The 20,492-nt window shown below is 53.1% G+C and carries 16 protein-coding genes; 13 read left to right on the top strand and 3 right to left on the bottom strand.

What is annotated here, in order from left to right; all coding sequences use genetic code 11:
• Position 1: 1 nt before the first annotated feature.
• From EYB31_RS01540 to EYB31_RS01525, 4 genes are read left to right on the top strand one after another with little or no spacing between them, the layout of a single operon-like run.
• Complete coding sequence (locus tag EYB31_RS01540) at positions 2–655, top strand: biotin/lipoyl-containing protein (RefSeq protein ID WP_131011495.1); 654 nt, start codon at positions 2–4, stop codon at positions 653–655.
• A gap of 52 nt (positions 656–707) precedes the next feature.
• The gene (locus EYB31_RS01535) at positions 708–2,315 is read left to right on the top strand and encodes a DHA2 family efflux MFS transporter permease subunit (RefSeq protein WP_131011494.1); all 1,608 of its coding nucleotides are present in this window, start codon (positions 708–710) and stop codon (positions 2,313–2,315) included.
• Positions 2,316–2,375: 60 nt separating this feature from the next.
• Positions 2,376–3,614 (top strand): efflux RND transporter periplasmic adaptor subunit, encoded by a 1,239-nt coding sequence (locus EYB31_RS01530; protein ID WP_165452146.1) that lies wholly within the window; start codon positions 2,376–2,378, stop codon positions 3,612–3,614.
• A gap of 53 nt (positions 3,615–3,667) precedes the next feature.
• Entirely contained in the window at positions 3,668–5,422 is a 1,755-nt protein-coding gene (locus EYB31_RS01525; RefSeq protein ID WP_131011492.1) for a hypothetical protein, read from the top strand.
• Between the two features lie 188 nt (positions 5,423–5,610).
• On the opposite strand, the gene EYB31_RS01520 is transcribed toward EYB31_RS01525, so the two are convergent.
• The gene (locus EYB31_RS01520; RefSeq protein WP_131011491.1) at positions 5,611–6,579 is read right to left on the bottom strand and encodes a carbohydrate deacetylase; all 969 of its coding nucleotides are present in this window, start codon (positions 6,577–6,579) and stop codon (positions 5,611–5,613) included.
• A gap of 179 nt (positions 6,580–6,758) precedes the next feature.
• On the opposite strand from EYB31_RS01520, the gene EYB31_RS01515 reads away from it, so the two are divergent.
• The 5 genes from EYB31_RS01515 to arfA all read left to right on the top strand — a co-directional run bounded on the left by EYB31_RS01515 (position 6,759) and on the right by arfA (position 13,971).
• Positions 6,759–7,244 carry a NanQ anomerase/TabA/YiaL family protein gene (locus EYB31_RS01515; protein WP_165452145.1) on the top strand — a complete coding sequence of 162 codons (486 nt, stop codon included), beginning with the start codon at positions 6,759–6,761 and terminating at the stop codon, positions 7,242–7,244.
• 198 nt (positions 7,245–7,442) lie between these two features.
• On the top strand, positions 7,443–9,182 hold the full coding sequence (locus tag EYB31_RS01510) for an ABC transporter ATP-binding protein (RefSeq protein WP_131011489.1): 1,740 nt from the start codon (positions 7,443–7,445) through the stop codon (positions 9,180–9,182).
• 59 nt (positions 9,183–9,241) lie between these two features.
• Positions 9,242–11,071: an ABC transporter ATP-binding protein gene (locus EYB31_RS01505; RefSeq protein WP_240762010.1), complete on the top strand. Its 1,830-nt coding sequence runs from the start codon at positions 9,242–9,244 to the stop codon at positions 11,069–11,071.
• Positions 11,072–11,257: 186 nt separating this feature from the next.
• Positions 11,258–12,307 carry a LacI family DNA-binding transcriptional regulator gene (locus EYB31_RS01500; protein ID WP_131011487.1) on the top strand — a complete coding sequence of 350 codons (1,050 nt, stop codon included), beginning with the start codon at positions 11,258–11,260 and terminating at the stop codon, positions 12,305–12,307.
• A gap of 152 nt (positions 12,308–12,459) precedes the next feature.
• Entirely contained in the window at positions 12,460–13,971 is a 1,512-nt protein-coding gene (gene arfA, locus EYB31_RS01495) for an arabinosylfuranosidase ArfA (protein ID WP_131011486.1), read from the top strand.
• Positions 13,972–14,460: 489 nt separating this feature from the next.
• Here arfA and EYB31_RS40030 read toward each other — a convergent pair whose 3' ends face one another.
• Positions 14,461–14,622 (bottom strand): hypothetical protein, encoded by a 162-nt coding sequence (locus EYB31_RS40030; RefSeq protein ID WP_165452144.1) that lies wholly within the window; start codon positions 14,620–14,622, stop codon positions 14,461–14,463.
• Between the two features lie 428 nt (positions 14,623–15,050).
• Here EYB31_RS40030 and EYB31_RS01490 point away from each other — a divergent pair, with 428 nt between their 5' ends.
• The 3 genes from EYB31_RS01490 (at position 15,051) to rocF (ending at position 18,400) form a co-directional block, all read left to right on the top strand.
• Entirely contained in the window at positions 15,051–16,262 is a 1,212-nt protein-coding gene (locus tag EYB31_RS01490) for an ornithine--oxo-acid transaminase (protein ID WP_131011485.1), read from the top strand.
• A 280-nt stretch (positions 16,263–16,542) separates the two neighbouring features.
• A complete protein-coding gene (locus EYB31_RS01485) occupies positions 16,543–17,472 on the top strand; it encodes a proline dehydrogenase family protein (RefSeq protein ID WP_131011484.1) in 930 nt (309 codons plus the stop codon).
• 25 nt (positions 17,473–17,497) lie between these two features.
• The gene (gene rocF, locus EYB31_RS01480) at positions 17,498–18,400 is read left to right on the top strand and encodes an arginase (RefSeq protein ID WP_131011660.1); all 903 of its coding nucleotides are present in this window, start codon (positions 17,498–17,500) and stop codon (positions 18,398–18,400) included.
• A gap of 11 nt (positions 18,401–18,411) precedes the next feature.
• Here the strand turns inward: rocF and EYB31_RS01475 are convergent, their stop codons facing one another.
• Positions 18,412–19,257: an AraC family transcriptional regulator gene (locus tag EYB31_RS01475; RefSeq protein WP_131011483.1), complete on the bottom strand. Its 846-nt coding sequence runs from the start codon at positions 19,255–19,257 to the stop codon at positions 18,412–18,414.
• A gap of 199 nt (positions 19,258–19,456) precedes the next feature.
• On the opposite strand from EYB31_RS01475, the gene EYB31_RS01470 reads away from it, so the two are divergent.
• Positions 19,457–20,227 carry a sugar phosphate isomerase/epimerase family protein gene (locus EYB31_RS01470; protein ID WP_240762009.1) on the top strand — a complete coding sequence of 257 codons (771 nt, stop codon included), beginning with the start codon at positions 19,457–19,459 and terminating at the stop codon, positions 20,225–20,227.
• Positions 20,228–20,492 lie beyond the last annotated feature (265 nt).

Genomic DNA, 20,492 nt, shown 5'->3' with positions numbered 1-20,492 from the left:
TATGAAGAAAAAAATCATTCTGCTCACCATACTCGCGATTGTTCTGCTGGGTGGAGGAGCAGGCGGCACTTATTATTATGCGATGGCAAGCAGATATATAAGCACGGAAGACGCTCGCATTCAGGGCGATTTGCGGGCGATTTACGCGCCGGGAGCCGGCAAGCTGCTTGAGTGGAACTACAAGGAAGGCGATTCGTTCAAGAAGGGCGACGTGCTTGGCATTGTGGAGACTACGCCGGCCCGGGGCAACACGCCCGCCATTACGATGGACATCACGGCTCCGGAAGACGGCACCATCATCCAAACCAATCTGATTAAAGACCAGATGGTATCGCCAAGCAGTGCGCTGGCCATGAGCACGAATCTCAGCCAGCTGTATATTACGGCCAATTTGCAGGAAACGGAAATCAACGACGCCAGAATCGGCAATAACGTCACGATCAAAGTCGATGCTTTCCCCGGCGTGGTGCTTACCGGCCACGTGGAACGGCTTGGACTTGGCACCAACTCTTCTTTTTCGCTGATGCCGTCGTCAAGTTCTGGCGGTAACTTCACCAAGGTTATTCAGCGCATACCGGTTCGCATCGCGATCGACGACAACCAAGGCAAACGGCTGGTGCCGGGACTGAACGTCGTGATCAAAATCGAAAAATAATTTCATGGCTACATAAAAGCGGTTGTTCGGTTATAGAAGGGAGGAGCCTGACGTGTCTGCAAAAGATGAGGCTTCCGGCGGAGCGCCGCAGATCGGCAATCCGGGGGGAAACCCGGCGGCCCAGAAAGGACTCGGCCTTGCGATGTTTGCGATTATTATCGCCGTGTTTATGGCGATTCTCGATACGAGTATCGTCAATGTCGCGATTCCGAAGATGATGGCGGTGTACGGCGTCAGCCAGAACGAAATCGAATGGGTAGTCACTGCTTATTCGCTCGTCAGCGGCGCGCTGATTCCCGTTACCGGTTATTTGGGCGACCGGTTCGGTTATAAAAAAATGTTTTTGATCGCCAATGTTTTGTTTACGATCGGTTCGGCGTTATGCGGCATTGCCTGGAGCAACGACAGCATGATTTTGTTCCGGATTTTCCAAGCGGTTGGCGGCGGCGCGCTGATGCCGATCAGCATGGCGATGATCTTCCGCATGTTTCCGCCGGAACGCCGGGGTATGGCGATGGGGTTGTTTGGGGTGGCGATTATGTTTGCGCCGGCAACCGGCCCGACGCTTAGCGGTTATATCGTGGAGTATTTGGATTGGCGGCTGATTTTTACGATCAACGTGCCGATCGGCATCTTCGACTTCTTCCTGGCGCTTGCGGTATTAAAGGAGTTTAAAGCGCCGACATTCAAAAAGTTTGATTTCTGGGGATTCATCACCTCCAGCACAGGGCTTGCTTCATTGCTTTACGGCGTGGGCAAGGTGGCGGAGAAAGGCTGGACCGACTCCGAGGTGCTGATATTTGTCGGCATCGGCTCGTTATGCCTGGTATTATTTGTCGTCATTGAACTTCTGATCGACAATCCGATGCTGGATTTGTCGCTGCTGAAAAATTTTACGTTTACGTTGTCTTTGGTGCTTTCCAGCATCGCGACGATCATCATGATGGGCGTATTGTTTCTGCTTCCGGTATTTTTGCAAAACTTGTCCGGCCTCTCCGCTGTGCAGACCGGTCTCATCCTGCTGCCGCAGTCGCTGATGGTCGGAGTGATGATGCCGATTGCCGGAGCGTTGTTCGATAAAATCGGTGCCCGCATAATCGGCTTTCTGGGAATGCTCATTACCGGCTGGTCGCTGTTTTTAACGGCGCAGCTGGATGTAAACACGTCTTATTCGACGATTATCATCTGGCTGGTGATCCGCGCAATCGGCATGGGGCTGATGATGATGCCGATTCAGACGGCGGGCATGAATACCGTGCCGATGATGAAGATGGGGCAAGGCACTGCGCTCTCCAATACGGTGCGGCAAATCAGCGCCTCCTTTGGGATCGCTTGGCTCTCGCTGCTTTTTGCGCAGCGCAAGGACTTCCATGCGGCATCGTTATCCGAAGAAATGAACATGTTTCACGCTCCGGTGGCCGACGGTTTTGCCAAGCTGGTAAATCAATATGTCGCGATGGGGCAAAGCGCCGTTCAAGCCCAAGCGAATGCAATCGGTTATTTAAGCGGGCAAGTTCAGCTCAATTCGGTCATTCAAGGGCTTGATGACGTATTTATCGTTACAGGGGTTTTATCCGTGGCCAGCGCTTTTCTGGCGTTGTTCCTGAAAGGCAAGTCCAAGGGAGCGGGCGGCGAAAAAGTACACGTCATGGGTGAATAAGCGGGGCCCCGCATGGGGGATTGAATTTTTTGAGGAAGTATGGAAAGGGGCAGAGTTCTCATGTTAAGCAATAGCGAATTGCACACTCGGTGGAAGCGTGTTTCCGCCACAGGCATAGCCATTCTTCTGATCGGGGCGCTGGCGGCGGGCTGTTCGGTATCGAATGCCGGCGAATCCGCCCGTTCGGTCAAAACCGCGCAGGCCGTCAAAATGAAAATGGACGATAAATCGGAAATCGATGCGGATGTCGTATCTTCGTCGCAGGTGAACATCGTAGCCAAAGTCGGCGGGGACGTATCGGAGCTGCTCAAAAAACGCGGCGACGTCGTTCAGCAAGGCGAGGTCATTATGCGAATCGACAATTCGGACGCCCAGCGGAGCAAGGAAAAAACGGAGCTCACGAAGCAAAATTTGCAGGCGCAAATCGATAAAACAAGCCAGGACGTATCGACAAACCGCAGCGTGTTGAAAAATACGGTTGAAAAGCTGACGCTGACGATCGCCGATCTGGAGAAAAGCTACAACAACAGCCGCAACGATTACGACTCCGGTCTTGTGCCGAAATCGCAGATGGAGAAACTGGAAACGCAGCTGAAGACCGCCCGTCTTGATTTGGATACGGCGCAAAAGCAGCTTGCCAACATCGATGCGACCGACCCGCTCGCTTCATTGCGGATTCAGCTGGATACGGCTGACGTTTCGCTGCGGGACATCGACAAAACGATTGGCGATTTTGAAGTAAAAGCGCCGATCAGCGGGATTTTGACCGATTTTAACCCGGAAGCGGGAATTACCATACCTGCCGGTTATGTCGCAGGGGTCATTCAGCAGCAAAATCCGATTAAGGTTCATGCCGATTTGACCGAAAATGCGATGAAACTGGTTCGCGGCAAAAAGGAACTTCCGCTTACCGTACAAGGCTCCGACATGAAATTGACCGGAACGGTCATTTACGCTGCCGACGTGATGAGCCCGCAAAGCAAATCGTACGTGCTGGAGCTGAGCGTCCCTAATGCCGACATGAAGCTGAAGTCGGGGATGAGAGTAAAACTCCAAGTTGGCGGCGATACGCAGCAGGATGTCGTTACGGTGCCAACTGCAGGTATTGTGAAGGACGGCAACGACAACTACGTGTTTGTCGTGGGTAGCGATCAAACGGCCGAAAAACGCAAGGTGACCTTAGGCCGTACCGTCGAACCGAACCGCGAAGTATTAAGCGGGGTAAAGGAAGGCGAACAAGTTATCGTTTCCGGAGGCCAGGAGCTGAAGGACAAGGATAAGGTCACTGTCAGAAAATAAGCTTATGCTTTCGATCCCAGTTTTACTTCGCAAAACTCTTAGGAGGACCTATCATGAAAAAATACATGAAAAAAACGTTGTCTGCGGCGGTCATTGCCTCGCTGCTGCTGTCGTTCCCGTATTCGGCCGCCTGGGCCGACGATGCGGGCACGGCGGTTGTCGTCGATAACCGATATCCCGTTGTTTTATCCGATGCGCTTCAAGTTAAGGTGACCGGCATGCTGAGCGAGCATACGCTGGACGGCACCCGGCTTGCCGCAACGGTCAAAATGTACAATGTAACCGGAGACACGGTGCGGGTGCCCGATTACGAAGTGCGCGCGCTTGCAGCAAACGGCGCGAAATATACATTGCGCGGCAGCGCGGACAATGTGGTTAACGTGCCGCCGATGTCCAGCATCGAGCTGATTTATTACGCGCAGATCGACATCGGAGGCGAAGTGGCGCCTGCGGATCTGCTGTGGATCGACGTCAATAAAGACGTCTATCCGAAGGTGGAGACAACGATGCTGGATCTGCCCGTCGCCAACCTGGTATGGCACGGCGACAGCTCTTGGGTGAGCGATGCGTCCGCCATTAAGGCGTGGGGAGAAACATTTACGATCCCGTCGCTGGATTCTCCGTTAACGTATACGCCGGTAAGTCTCACTACCGACTACAAATCGCAAAATCCGGTGAAGGTGATGAAGCTGCTGGCCGAAAATCCGGGAGGCAAAAGCGAGAAAATACCTAATTTCTCGATCAACGGCCGTTCCGCCAGCCAGGTGTTCAAGGGAACAAGAGCGGACCAAACCGTCACCGCGCTGGATCCCGGCGAGAAGAAGTACATTTATTACGCTATTCCGACCGATCTTGATACCGAGCTGCAAAGCTTCACGATATCGACGCCGCACAGCTTCAAAATACCGAATCGTACCGATGCTGCGGCGCAGATCAGCTATTCGATCGGCAGACTGAGCGTATCTATGCCGACGACCAGCCAACTGCAGGCTCAGGAAGCCACTCCGCCGACCTCGTATACGGTAGAAACGGTTGTGCCAATCGATCCGCTGAACACGGCGATTAACCCGAATATCTCGGTATCGGTCGTCGATCTGCAGCTGTACGAAAACAAAGGTATGGGCTATCAAACCGGCCTTGTCAAGCTGCGTTTCAAAAACCGTTCCGACAAGCCGCTTCCGGTTCCGCAATTTGCCGCCGAACTGGTCGGAGGAGGGTTCACTTACGCCGGCACGAGATTAAACGCGGCTGCGACCATGGTTGCGCCGGATACGGACTATGCGTTGGCGTATTCGTTTGTGCTGCCGCTTGATGGCGTGAAAGATGCCTACACGTTAAGACTCGTGGACGACAAAACGGCTGCTCCGTACCGTTCGACGTTTGGCCAAGTCGGTCTGGCCGTCAATAAACCACGGCTCGATAACGCCAAACTGCTGATGTACCCGTTCGAAGTTTCCATCAAGGATTGGTCGCTCAGCAATAACGTCAACTTGAACCAAACGACCAGACAATACGAATACATGTACAGATTAAAAATTACATTTGATTTAAAAAGCGTAGACCCGGTATTCGTGGACAGCAACTACAACAAGCTGTTGATTGAGCTGGAAAACAAAGTCGGGCGCAAAGTCGCTTCGACGACCGTCAGCTTAAACGGCGACAATCGGATGATTAACGGCGAGCAGCTGATTAATTTCTACGATACGGGATCGGATCAGCTGGAGTATCCGCTTGTGCTGAAACTGTATGAGACGATCGACACGCCAAGCGGGCCGGCCCGCCGTCTGATGGCGAGCATGCAGCAATAGGCCACGCTGCCGTCCGGCGTGTATCTAGCGGTGAGCATGCAGCAAGGCTAATCCTCTGCTGGAGCGCCATCTGGTGGCGTGCAGCAACAAGAGCCTGCGCCGGAGCGCCATGGGTATGCCCCGGCATCAAGCTGCGCCTCGGGCACGCCCCGGCAATGCTCCGGCCGCGCCTTGGCCGTCTCCCGGCATCAAGCCGCGCTGCGCTTGCTCTTATGGCGGCTGCGCGCCCGGCCGCCGGATTTAACCGAATTGCTTCGAGCTGCCCTTTTGGAAAAGGCGGCTCTTTTTTTTCGGCGTTTTCCTCTGATCCGGAGCCTGGAGGCCGCCTTTTTTTTGCGCGGACGAACGGCAGGGACCTCCTCCGGCAGCTCCGGCGGAGCGGGGGGAACGACCGCAAAATTCATCTCGCCGGTGAGCTGACCGTAATGGAGCGGGATAATGTCCAGCTCGCGCATCGTTTGGGCGATTGCCGGATTTTTAAACACGTCCAGCTCCGCTTCCCTGATTTCGATCCATTTGGATATGGACAGCAGAGTGCTGTCGACATATCCGGGGTGACACATGATCTCCGTTGTTCCTTCGGGGAGTGTATGCAAATATTGCAGCAGCTTATACAAACCGTCCGGCCGAGGGTACGAATCCAGCAGCACAAAATCGGTCGTGAGCGGTGCCGGAGCCGCTGCGGCGTGTTCAGCCTGCACCCTGCGCAGGGGAATGCTTTCCCTTACCGCAAGCCGGGCCATTTTTCTAAATACGGCGGGAAACGACTGATGCAGCAGATGATGGGAATCCAGATGTGTCGGGCGGAATCCGGTGGCGATGAACTTATTCCACTGCGCTTCGAGCTCCAGCTCAATTTCGCGTTCGTCGCGTATTCCATCCTGGACGATATTGTTCCGAAACCGCCCGTCCGGCAAAACAAGCGATGGAACCAGATACGGAGGGGAAATAGGCGTTCCGTAGGTCAAATTAAAGTGCAGACCGACTCCCGGGCAAGGAACGGAACGCATAAGCTGCACGGCGTCTTGAAACCCCGGCATGTTGACCATCAGTGTTGTGCTTGTGATCCCACCGGCGCGGTAAGCCTCGATAATTCCGCGATTGATGCCGGGAGCAAGGCCGAAATCGTCCGCATTGATGATTGCGTATTTTGGCATTTTGATGACCCTCCGTTAAGTGTCGATTGCTATAAATTATGGATAAGTCCCGGCACATTCTTATGTGATTACCTATTTACGATGGAAAACATGGCCGCGTTATCAAAAATTTGTCTTTATGTTGATCTGAAACCGACTATAATGAAATGGGGACAAGTCCAAACTTTACTCGCGGGAGAGTGGTCGTAGTGATTTTTACCGACATTGAAAGTTATCGTCAAGAAAAAAGCCTGTATCCAAAGCCGGTTGCCCAAGCGCTTGACTGGCTTGCGCAGCAAGATCTTGCAGCCCTGAAGCCGGGGACATACGAAGTAAACGGCAAAGAGCTGTTTGCCATGGTGCAAGAGGCTGTTACGGCTCCCAAAGCCGAGAGAAAACCGGAGCATCACTTCAAGTACGTTGACCTGCAGTATTTGCTGGAAGGGGAAGAAGTGATGTATGTGGGCCGCCCTCCGCGCGACGGACGCGCGCCGCTGGAGGAAAACCGGGAGAAGGATATCGTTTTCTATGACGAGGCTGCCGACGAGCTGCCGATTTATTTGAAGCCGCATCAATTCGTGCTGCTGTACCCGACCGACCTGCACCGTCCGAATTGCACGGAATCGGAAATCCGCACCAACCGTAAAGTCGTTTTTAAAATCGCTTTGTCCACGCTGGAGCTGTAAGCGGCAAATTGAATAAACGCTTGGAACAACAGCTTCGTAACGGCTTATTGCCGCTGCGGAGCTGTTTTGCGTGAATACGTTTTTGGCGGGCCGATCTTAATTTAGTGACAAATGGAAAAAAGCGTAGTAATTTATATAGTGAGGCTAAATACTTTTGGGTAAGGGTACGTATTATGCGTACGTTCAGGAGGGGATTTTTTGCATTTTTTACAAAAGTATTTAAAAAAGTACGGAAAGCCGTTTTCGTTAGCCGTATTGTTTTTAACCTGCGAGGCGGTATGCGATTTGCTTCTTCCGACGTTAATGTCGAAGATCATCGATGTGGGCGTGGCGGAGCAGCGCATGGACTATGTGCTGAAAATGGGCGGGGTGATGATTGGCATCACGGCGGCGGCCGCCGTGATTTCGCTGAGCCGCAACGTGATCGCCAGCACCGTGTCGCAGCGGTTCGGCACGGAACTGCGGAGCGACTTGTTCCGCAAGATCCAGACGTTTTCGTTTGACAATGTGGATCAATTCGACCGCGCCTCGCTGGTGACCCGGCTGACAAACGATGTGACGCAGGTGCAGAATTTCTCCAACGGGCTGATGCGGATATTCGTCAAAGCGCCGTTGTTATGCATCGGCGGGCTGATTATGGCAACCCGGCTGAATCCGCAGCTTTCCGTTGTGCTGGCGGTTGTTGTTCCGGTCGTCGGCGTGCTGATCGTTCTTAACATGAAAGTAGGGTTCCCACGTTTTCTGAACGTACAGAAGGCGCTGGATAAGCTGAACAGCATCATGCGGGAGTATTTGTCCGGCGTGCGGGTCGTCAAGGCGTTTAACCGCTTTGACTTCGAGGTGGAGAAGTTTGACAGGACGAACCGCGAATATCAGTCCCGCTCGGTTCAAGCGATGCGGGCGATGGCTTTTTTTAATCCGGGCATTATTTTGACCGTGAATCTGGGCATTGTTGCCGTCGTTTGGTACGGCGGGCATCGCGTCATGCAAGGGCACATGCAGGTCGGCCATATTATCGCGTTTATCAACTATATGACGCAAATTTTGTTCTCGCTGATGATGATTTCCATGGTGTTCAACATGTTTATTCGCGCCAGAGCTTCCGCCGGGCGGATCGGCGAGGTGCTGATGCAGGAAAGCGGCGGTCAGCCGCATGAGTCGGGGAGCCGGCAAGATGCCGAACCTGGGCCGGCTAATGGCAGCATCGCGTTCGAGAACGTCAGTTTTTCCTATGAAGGTACGGTGGGAGAACCCGTGCTCAAAAATGTGACGTTCTCCTGCCTGCCCGGGGAAACCGTGGGCATTATCGGTTCGACCGGATCCGGCAAAAGCACGCTGGTATCGTTAATTCCGCGTTTCTACAACATTTCCTCGGGCCGCCTGCTTGTAGGCGGTGTGGATGTAAGCGGCGTCGATCCGAAGCGGCTGCGCAGCCGTATCGCAATCGTGCCGCAGAAAACCGTGCTTTTTACCGGTACGGTCACTGACAACGTCAGATGGGGGAAAGAAGACGCTACGCCGGAGGAGATTGAAACCGCGGCCAAAATCGCCGAAGCCCACGAATACATTTCGTCGTTTCCCGAGAAATACGATACCCGGCTTGGTCAAGGCGGGGTTAACTTCTCAGGAGGGCAGAAGCAGCGGCTGTCCATTGCCAGGGCGATTGTCCGCAAGCCGGACATTTTGATTTTGGACGACTGCACAAGCGCGGTGGATGTTGCGACGGAGGCGCGGATCAAAGAGTCGTTAAAAACGTACGCCAAAGATTTGACCTGCCTTATTATTGCCCAGCGGATTACATCGGTGATGGATGCCGATAAAATTGTCGTGCTGGATCGCGGAGAAGTGGTGGGCATCGGCCCGCACGACAGCCTGGTCGAAAACTGCCGGGTATACAAGGAAATATTTCAATCCCAGATCGGCAAGGAGATGCGATAACGATGCCGCAGCCTAACGAAACATCCCGAGATTCCCAAGCAAATCAGCAGCAGGTTCCGATGGTCGTGCAAGGGCGGCCCGGAGGCGGCGGTTTTGGCCCGCCCGGAGGACGCGGTGCACCTATCGTAAAACCGAAAAATTTAAAAGGCACTTTAAAAAGATTGTGGCAGTTTATCGGGAAAGAACGGAAGTGGCTGTCGGTCATTTTCCTGATTCTTATGGTAGACGCCGCGGTCACGTTATGCGGCCCTTATTTAATCGGGCATTCTGTGGATGCCATGAACCATCCGGATGTTACGGCCAGCTTCGACATCATTTATGTGTTCATCGCCGGTTTGATTGCCGTATACATCGGCGACAGCTTGCTGACCTTCCTGCAGGGATGGATGATGGCGGGCGTCTCGCAGCGCATCGTGCTGAGCTTGCGCCACGCTTTGTTTCAGAAGCTGCAGAAGCTTCCGTTAACGTATTTCGATACGCGGCGTCACGGAGAATTAATGAGTCGGTTGTCCAACGATATCGACAATGTGAGCAATACCATCTCGCAGTCCGCGTCCCAGTTAATGTCGGGGGCGATTGCGATTGTCGGATCGCTGACGATGATGATTTATTTAAGCCCGCTGCTCACTTTGGCCAGTTTAATTACCGTGCCTTTGGTCTATATTTGCGGCAGGTTGGTTACGAAAAAAACGTCCGTGCTGTTTAAGGCGCAGCAAACGGAGTTAGGCAAGCTGAACGGTCATATCGAAGAAACGATATCCGGCATTTTTGTCGTGAAGGCGTTTAATCACGAAGATAAGGCGATTGCCGAGTTTAACGAGGTCAACGGAAAGCTGTACGAGGTCGGACTCAAAGCGCAGATTATTTCCGGTTTTCTGATGCCGCTGCTTGGCGTTGTCAACAATATCGGATTTGCGGCGGTAGCGATCGTCGGGGGCGTGCTGGCGGTCAAAAGTGTCGTAACCGTCGGCGTGATTGCCAGCTTCCTGACGTATTCCCGGCAGTTTGTGCGGCCGCTGAACGATTTGGCAAATATATATAATGTATTGCAGTCGGGTGTGGCCGGCGCGGAGCGGGTATTTGAAGTGCTGGATGAGCGGGATGAAGCGGCCGACCCGCCGGAAGCAGTTGAACTAACCAATCCGCAAGGGCTTGTCGAGTTCGATCAGGTCAGCTTTGGTTATAGGCCGGACGTTCCAATTCTGAAAAACATCAGCTTTACGGCTCAGGCCGGCACAAGCCATGCGCTTGTCGGCCCGACGGGAGCGGGTAAAACGACGATTGTGAATTTGCTCACCCGATTTTACGATACGACAAGCGGCAGTATCCGGATTGACGGGCGGAACATTGAAGAATATACGCGGGACAGCTTGCGGCGGTGTTTTGGCATCGTGCTGCAAGACACGTATTTGTTCTCGGGGACGATTAAGGAAAACATCAAGTACGGCAAACCTGACGCAACGGATGAAGAGATCGAGGCCGCGGCGATGATGGCCAATGCCGACGGTTTTATTAACCGGCTGCCTCAGCGGTACGATACCGTATTGTCGGAGAACGGGGGCAATTTAAGCCAGGGACAACGCCAACTGCTGGCGATCGCAAGGGTTATTTTGGCTAAACCTTCGATCCTTATTTTGGATGAAGCGACCAGTAGCATCGACACGCGCACGGAGCTGCATATTCAGGAAGCGTTGCTGAACGTGATGAAAGGCCGGACGACGTTTATCATCGCGCATAGGCTGAACACGATCCGCGATGCGGATACGATCATGGTGATCGACCGCGGGGAAATTATCGAGCGGGGCGCTCACGACTGGCTTATTGAGGAGCAGGGGATGTATTACCGGATGTTTTATAATCAATTCAAAAACTTGGAAGGGGCTCTGTAGGGAGAAGACAGATCGTACGGTTCCAGAAAAAAATGAGCCCGAAGCTGAAGCCAGGAATGAGCGTGTGGGTCCCGCGCCCGCTCATTCCCAGCCTAGCTCCAAATCAGCTCAAGCGCCAAATAATTCATTTTTACACTTTCCAATGAAAACGGTTGACCGCACGACAAGGCGGGTGGTAATATTTCCTTGAGCACTTTCGTGTGCGCACACGATAACGATTTTTCGGCAATTGCAGCAGGAGGAATTATGGGCATTACGATTAAAGAGATTGCAGAGCTTTGCGGCGTGTCGCAGGGAACTGTCGATCGGGCGTTAAACCATCGGCCCGGTATCAGCGAGAAGACGAAGAAGAAAATTTTGGCCGTTGCGTCCGAACGTAACTACAGACCCGATCCGGTGGCAAGGAGTTTAGCCCGGGGCAGGACGATGACGATTGGGGTGGTGCTGTTCGATTTGTACAACAGGTCGTTCTCCCAACTGATGAATGCGATAGAGATGTCGTCGCGCGAAGCGGGATATTACGTGCATCTGATGCTGACCAATAAAGATCCGGACAACGAAAAGAAGTGCATCGAACATTTGATTCACCGCAAGGTGGACGGCATCATCTTGTTTCCGATTAACGAAGGACCCGAATTCGATCAGTACTTGCGCATGCTGAACATTCCGATTGTGACGATCTGCAACAAAGTGTCCGACCACTGGAGATATGTGGGCATTGACGACCGTCAGGCGATGAAGGATGCGATGGATTACGTTTGCCGCAAAGGGTATGAGCGTTTTATTTATGTCTGCCCGCCGCTGGCGTATAAGGGAAGGACGAACATTTTCACCCAAGAGGAGCGGTTTGCCGGCTGTTTGCAAGGCTTGCGGGACAACGGGATTACGGAGCAGCCGATAGTAATCGATACCCCAGCTTACGTTGAAGCGCTAAGCGGTATCGATTTTCGCAGCGCTCCCAAGACCGCGGTTGTCTGTTCCTGCGATATTTACGCTTTAGAGGTGATGAACCATCTGAAGGAAAGGGGACTGCGGATTCCCGAAGACGTCGGCGTAATCGGCTTTGACAATATCGACGTGCTGAAATATGTGGCGCCCCGGCTGACAACGGTGGAATATGCCGTTGAACAGTTCGGCGAGCGGGCCGTGCGCGATATCGTAGGGCAGATTGAAACGGGCGGCTCCGAGCATATCCCGCTGCTTCCTTACCGGATCATTGCCGGAAGTTCGATCTGAGCGGTGAGTAATGAAACCGTTCAGATTGCCTGTTTTTGCGGTGTCCGTTTATCTTAAGCGGGTGACCTCGCCGGGCGTTTTTTTAATCGATTTCGTGTGCGCACACGGTAAATGAATGAACGATAAAATTAGGGAAAAGAGGCTAATTATCGGTGACCAAACAAGCTAAGCTCATTGTTGACAAGGAATATATTATTTCTGAGATTGATTCGCGCATTTATGGGAATTTTGTCGAACACCTGGGCCGCTGCGTTTATGAAGGCGTTTACGAACCGGATCACCCGTCTGCCGACGAGCACGGCTACAGAAGCGACGTCATCGAGCTGGTTAAGCAGCTGAACGTGCCGATTATCCGTTATCCCGGAGGCAACTTCGTATCCGGCTACAATTGGGAGGACGGCATCGGGCCTATAGAGCAAAGACCAAGAAGGCTGGAGCTCGCCTGGAGAACGATTGAAACCAACGAAATCGGCACCAACGAATTTGTCACTTGGGCCAAAAAAGTAGGCGCCGAAGTCAATATGGCCGTCAATTTGGGCACACGCGGCGTTGATGCGGCGCGGAATATGGTCGAATATTGCAATCATCCGTCGGGGTCATATTGGAGCGATTTACGGATTTCCCACGGCTACAAAGATCCGCATGGCATTAAAACATGGTGTCTCGGCAACGAAATGGACGGTCCGTGGCAAATCGGCCACAAAACGGCGGAGGAATACGGCAGAGCGGCATGTGAAGCGGCGAAGGCGATGAAATGGGTCGATCCGTCGATCGAACTGGTCGCTTGCGGCAGCTCCAGCAGCAGAATGCGCACATTTGCGGAGTGGGAAGCTACCGTTCTCGATCATACGTACGATCATGTGGACTATATTTCGCTGCATACTTATTTCGGCAACGCCGAAGACGACACAACAAACTATTTGGCCAAATCGCTGGAAATGGACCATTTTATCAAATCCGTGGCCGCCATCTGCGACTATATCCAAGCGAAGAAACGCAGCAAAAAGAAGCTGATGTTGTCCTTTGACGAGTGGAACGTGTGGTACCACTCCCGGCAGAACGATCAGAAGCTTGCGCCTTGGACCGTCGCCCCGCCGCAGCTGGAGGACGTGTACAACTTCGAAGACGCGCTGCTTGTCGGGCTGATGCTGATTACACTGATGAAAAACGCCGACCGGGTGAAAATTGCTTGCATGGCCCAGCTTATTAACGTGATCGCGCCGATTATGACCTCCAAGGGCGGCGGTGCTTGGAAGCAGACGATTTTTTATCCGTATATGCACGCTTCGGTATTCGGCAGAGGCACTGCGCTGCAGACGCTGGTCAAATCGCCGAAATATGACAGCAAGGACTTTACCGATGTGCCGCTCCTGGATTCAGTGGCCGTTTACAGCGAAGAGCGGGAAGAACTGACGATTTTTGCCGTCAACCGGGATATGCAGGAGGCGCTGCTGCTGGAAGGCGATCTCCGCCAATTCGAAGGCTACCGCCTCGTGGAGCACATTGTGCTTGCGCATGACGACTTGAAGGCGGTGAACACCGAACTTGCCCCTGACAACGTCAAGCCAAGCAGCGACGGCAATGCCGAGCTGGAGGACGGCAAACTCACGGCTCGTCTCGGCAAGCTGAGCTGGAACGTGATCCGTTTAGCCAAGCGGCAGTAAGATCAAGTTGAGGCAAAGCCACATTAACTCCAGTCGGCGCTTCGGGCAGGCTGTGGAAGTATTGCACAAACAGAATTAGGCAACAGCCGGTTTCATCTTGAAGGTCGCGTATATCGCGGCCTTTTTTTTAGATAAAATGTATATCTTTCGGGGATTTGCGCCAGCAGCAAAGAAATGGGCTGCTTTGGTAAAGAGAAAAGTCTCCTTGCGCGATGGAGAGAGCACCTTTTAGATGAAAGAGCGACACCCATCCCTCTCCAAGGATATTCCTGATTATGAATACCGGATGGCAGAGAGGGCGAGTCAATTGGCGGACTGGCAAATAGCTGAACAAAGGGATGGGTACGGGGCGGAAAAGCGATAGCGGCCGCTTTTAACATCGTGTCCCGCCCGCTCTTATCTGTTCATAGGGACACGATGTTAATTGGCGGTTGGGGTCCCGTACCCATCCCCATCCCACGCGCAAGTGTAACTCATCGCACCAAACCGTCAGGGTGATTTTCGAGGCCACTGAAAAAGTGAACGCTGCATGAGCAAATCATGCTTACGATCGCCAATTGTTCCCGAATTTCTTGAATGTACCTGCTTGCGGCAGGTGAAATTCGGGAACAAAAGCGAACGCTGGCGCTTCTCCAGCATGATTTCGCTCACTTAAGCTGCTTTTTCAGTGGCCTCGTGATTTTCCCTGGCGGTTTTTCTTTTGAATAAGTTAGGGAAAGCGCAGAAAGCCGCGAAACGATTTAAAGTTTATCCCCTTCTATAGGCGCACCCCGCCATAGGCTGCTGCATACGATGTGGGGAGAACCTATACAGTCAGGCCAAGCCTAATAGAGGTAGTTCAAAAAGCCGTCTTTTGATCACGAAGCAAGACAGGAAGCGGATCGGCGTCGAATCTTGCGTTCACCTGCGAAGTCCGGTGCTCATGTAGGTTTTGCCTACATTCCGCTCCTCCTTCTACAGGTTCTCGCAACCTTCCTGGTTGCATGGGCGAGCAGTTCGCCGTCAGGCGAACGACCAGCCTCGGTGCTGAAAAGCCGACTTTTTGAACTCTCACTTATAGGGAAAAGGGAGGACGACAAATGGACCGAACGCGGGAACTGATCGAGAAGATGGAGCGGTACGGAGCGGGCAATTACAAACCTCTTCCATTAGTGATTGAACAAGCGGAAGGCGTATGGGTGGAGGATCAGAACGGCCAACGTTATATGGATATGCTGAGTGCTTATTCCGCTGTCAGTCACGGACATAAGCACCCTAAAATAATTGATGCTGTAAAACGGCAATTGAATAAGGTGACCTTAACTTCCAGGGCGTTTCATAATGAAGAGCTGATTAAATTTACCGAGAAATTGGCCCAATTAACCGGGAAGCAAAAAATATTGCCGATGAACACCGGAGCGGAAGCTGTGGAAACGGCGGTGAAAGCGGCCAGGCGGTGGGCGTACGATGTGAAGCGAGTGCCGGACGGGCAAGCCGAAATGATCGTGTGCCAGAACAACTTCCACGGCAGAACCTTGACCGTTACTTCATTTTCCACGGTACCGGAGTACCGCCGCGCGTTTGGCCCTTTTACCCCCGGCTTCAAGGTGATTCCTTACGGGGATGCGGAAGCATTAAAACAGGCCATTACTCCGCATACCGCAGCTTTTCTAATGGAGCCCGTTCAAGGTGAAGCGGGCATCGTAGTGCCGCCGGCCGGTTTTCTGAAAGAAGCGGCGCAAATATGTAAAGAAAATCAAGTGCTGCTTGTTGCCGACGAGATTCAAACCGGCCTTGGCCGTACGGGTTACCGATTTGCTTGCGATGCCGAAGCGGTTGTGCCGGATGTGTACATTATCGGCAAAGCGCTTGGCGGCGGAGTGCTGCCGATCTCGGCGATCGCCGCAGACAGCGCGATTATGGACGTATTCGAGCCGGGTTCGCACGGATCCACCTTCGGCGGCAATCCGCTTGCTTGTGCCGTTGCAGTCGCTTCGCTGGAAGTGCTGGAAGAGGAGAAGCTGGCGCAGCGCTCCAAGGAGCTGGGAGCTTATTTGCTTGAACAACTGTCGCATATTCGCAACCCGCATATCCGCGACCTGCGGGGCAGAGGGTTGTTTATCGGGATCGAGCTTGACGTGCCGGCACGGCCGTATTGCGAGCGGCTTATGCAGGAAGGACTGCTGTGCAAGGACACTCATGATGTCGTGATTCGGCTGGCTCCGCCTCTTGTCATTACGAGGAATGAGATCGATTGGGCGTTAGCTGTGCTTACCCGTGTGCTTCATCAGGAAGACGGCGGTCAGCCGTAAAAATTCCGGGCCCTTCCGTTGAAGAGCCACTGAAAAAGTAGCTTAAGTGAGCGAAATCATGCTGTAGAAGCACCAACGTTCGCTTTTGTCCCCGAATTTCACTTGCCGCAAGCAGGTACCATTCAAGAAATTCGGGGAAAATTGGCGATCGGAAGCATGATTCGCTCATGCAGCGTTCACTTTTTCAGTGGCCACCCCGTTGAACGGGGGCGGCTCCTCCTCGATGGGCTTCGTTAAAAATGTTTCCAATACCGTCCTAACCGCAGAAGGAGGGAGCAGAATGAAATGGGACGTTCTGTTGAAAAAAACGATATTTGCTGTAGCGGACAATGCGGCGATGCAGCGTTTTTTTGACAAATACGGCATGCAAATTGGCGTGCAGCGATTTGTGGCGGCCGAATCGCTGGAGAAGACGGTTGCTGCCGTCAAGTCGCTTAATGCGCAGGGGCTGGAGGTGACGCTGGACTATCTGGGAGAAAGCGTGACCGACCGCGAGGCCGCTTTGGAGGCGGTGGATATGATTCTACAAACGTACGACGCGATCCGCGATCACGGGTTGAACGCTAATGTGTCGGTCAAACTGACCCAACTTGGCTTGCGCATCGATCAAACCTTCTGTGCGGCCAATATGGACCGCATCGCTTCTTGCGCCAGAAATAAAGGCAATTTTGTCAGAATCGATATGGAAGATTCAACGGCCACTTCACAGACGCTGGCGATTTATAAATCTCTGCTTAACCGTTTTGGCTCCCGGCATGTCGGCATCGTCATTCAATCCTGTCTGAAGCGTTCCATGGCGGATATGAGAGAACTTGGGCGTTTTGGAGCCAACGTAAGAGTCGTTAAGGGGGCTTATCAAGAACCGCCCGACGTGGCCTACAAGGATAAGAAAGATGTGGACGCCAACTACATCAAATTGGTGAAGCATCATTTGGCCGGCGGTTGTTATGCAGCTATCGCCACTCACGATCAGGCGATCATCGGGCGGCTCAAAACCTATATTACGGAACGCAGCATCGCGGAGGATCAATTTGAATTTCAAATGCTGTACGGCATCGCTTCCCAGCTGCAGAAGCAGCTTGTTCAGGAAGGCTTCCGGGTGCGGGTATATACGCCGTTTGGCAGCCGCTGGTATCCGTATTTCACGCGCAGGATTGCTGAACGGCCGGCTAATTTGTGGTTTGTGCTGAAAAATCTGCTGAGGCGATGAGGGGAGAGCGATTATGAATCCTGATATGAACGCGAATATTTCGATTCTTGGGGTGCCGATGGATCTCGGGGCGGACCGGCGGGGTGTCGATATGGGGCCAAGCGCAATCCGCTGCGCCGGACTTGAGGAACGTCTCCGATCGCTGGGGTATCAAGTCCGCGATCTGGGAGATATCGCTGTACGCCGGACCCATTTAAAAAGCGGCGGAAGCGAAGCCAATTTGAAGTACTTGAGCGAAATCGTCAGGGTGAATACGCGGCTGTGTTCCATGGTTGCCGGTGAAGCCGCCAAAGGCAGATTTCCGCTTGTTATCGGCGGCGACCACAGCATCGCTATCGGTACGCTTGCCGGTGTCAGCAGCGCTGCCCGCCGGACGGGCGTGATCTGGTACGATGCGCACGGCGATGTGAATACGGCGGAAACTTCGCCTTCCGGCAATATTCACGGCATGTCGCTTGCGGCTTCGCTGGGCTTCGGACATCCTGCGCTAACGCAGCTCGGCGGTCACGCTCCCAAAATCAGGCGCGGCGATGCCGTATTGATCGGCGTGCGGTCGCTGGACCCCGGAGAACGCATCTTCCTGAAGGAGCAGGGCGTTACGGTTTATACGATGCATGACATCGACCGTATCGGGATCGCCGAGGCGATGGAACAAGCGATTGCCATCGTTTCCCGCGGAACGGATCGCGTTCATCTAAGCCTGGATCTAGACGGGCTGGATCCCAGCGAAGCGCCGGGTGTCGGCACCCCGGTTCCCGGCGGCGTCAGCCTGAGAGAAAGTTTGCTGGCGATGGAAATATTGTCCGACGCGGGGATTCTGACAAGCGCGGAATTTGTCGAAGTGAACCCAACGCTTGATGTAGTGAACCGTACGGCCAAAGCGGCCGTAGAGTTGATCGCGTCACTGCTTGGGGAACGGATTATATAAGCTGCGCTTCATCAGGGCTCCGGCTGGAGCGTTTTCGGCTGTTGACGGGCAGCGCGATAAGCGGACGGAGCGCTGCCGTTCATTTTTTTGAAAGCTTTGCTGAATTGGAACTCATCGTTAAAACCGCAAGCTTCGGCGATTTTTTTTACCGGAATATCCGAATACGATAAATAACGAATCGCGTGGTCGTTGCGGATTTGGTCCAAATACGCTTTAGGACTCATGTGCAAGTGCCGGATAAACATTTTTCGCAGATAAGAGCAGGATACGGAATGTTTGCGGGCCAAATCTTCTATATGCAGGCGTTGATGAAACTGCTCCTCCAATTCCTGTTTTACCTTTAAATAGGAGCGAAATGTCGAGTCCTGCTCGTCTTCGAAAGGGGCCGCTTGATGGGCGCATTCCAGTATAGCGAGCAGGTGGCCTTTGGACAACAGTTCGCCGCCGCTGCGGGAAGGAATCCAGTCGCGGTGCAGCGCCTCGAACAGCAGGTCCATCCGAATCGCCCGGTCGCGGTCCATCTGCTGCAGCAGCGGTAGCTCCAGCGAGTCAAGCGGCTGCAGTCCCCATCCGGCATCGCCGTAACGGTAATCGGCGCAATCGAAATAAATCATCGTCATCACCAGCGGATCGTTATCGCTTGATTTCATGCTGAGTTCCAAGCCAGGGGCGAGATAAACGAGGTTCCCCTTGCGCACATGGAACGTCTCGCCGGTCCGGAAAACGCCCTCCCCTTCATGAATCCAATAAAACGAATGGCGCGATTTGTTTTGCCGGATATCCTCCCAGCCTTTAAACGTCAATTTGTTCAGCACCCAAAAAATATGAACCACAATGTCGTTCCAATTGCTTTTCATGTCGGACGCTCCGCATCTTTGCTTTAATTGTTTAACGCTTTTATTGTACAGGAAAAGGCGGGTGCCCCGCTATTGGCGATACCCGGAATATTCACGAGGATAGGAGCGTTTTTGACATGTTCTTAAGTTGGTGGTGACATGCTATCGTAAGCGCTTTACTGGTAAAATGAGGGCGTTATATCACAAACCGAAGGTGGGGATGCGCATGGTGCAGTTCGGCTGGTGTACAGGCATTAAAGACGCGGGGCTTTTGAATACGCTGGGATTTGATTTTATCGAGCTGGCGCTCGCTCCTCTGCAATTGGAGCAGCCGGAGGAACATAAACGGCTGATGGAACCGATATTGGAATCTCCGATTCCGGTAAAAGCGTTTAATATCTTTTTTCCCGGGAATTTAAAAATCGTCGGTCCGGAGGCCGATCCGCAGCGCATACGCCGCTATATTGCCGCAGCCGCGGAAACGCTTGTTCAGGCCAAAGCGAGCATTATGGTGCTTGGCAGCGGGGGAGCGAGGAGTGTGCCGGAAGGCTGGGAGCGGGAACGGGCCGAACAGCAGCTGCTGCAGGTGCTGTCATGGTGCGCCCAGGAGTTCAAAGATACCGGCGTTACCTTGGCGATCGAACCGCTGAACCGCAAAGAATCGAACATTATTAATAGCGTGGCCGAAGGCGTGTATTACGCCAAGCAGATCAACGACCCCGTTGTCCGTGTGCTTGCCGACTTTTACCATATGGACGAAGAGAAGGAACCGTTGACCGAGCTGCGGGAGCATAAGGACTGGCTTGCGCATATTCATTTGGCCGATACGGGAAGACGTAATCCGGGTTCCGGGCAATACGACTATGAAACGTTTTCCTCCCTGTTAAAAGAGATCGGCTACAACGGGATGATTTCGGCAGAGTGCAAAATAGAGGAGCCGGAGCGAGAAATGGCGGAGAGCTTGCAATTTGTGAAAAACATGTGGAAATAAGAGGTACGCAACCGTACCTCTTTTTTTTCTGCCACATATCCGCGGCACAAGCGGTATCGCCGCCGCGGAGAATACTGTAGAAAATACTCAAGCTTGATCGATGAGCATTTGAATCAATAAAATCGGAAGGGCGCCAAGCGATAAAAATGCGTACAGCAATCCTTTACATACTTCCTTGACATGTGTCATAGACGTTTGCCTCCTTCGAGTTTTTCACCAGCCACAATTGGCGACGTGAGCGCGAGCTGATGAGCGAAGCTGCACG

Origin of the sequence: Paenibacillus thalictri, from assembly GCF_004307995.1 — a bacterium.
Lineage (GTDB): Bacteria > Bacillota > Bacilli > Paenibacillales > NBRC-103111 > Paenibacillus_AF > Paenibacillus_AF thalictri.
This window is presented reverse-complemented; position numbering and strand designations above follow the sequence as displayed.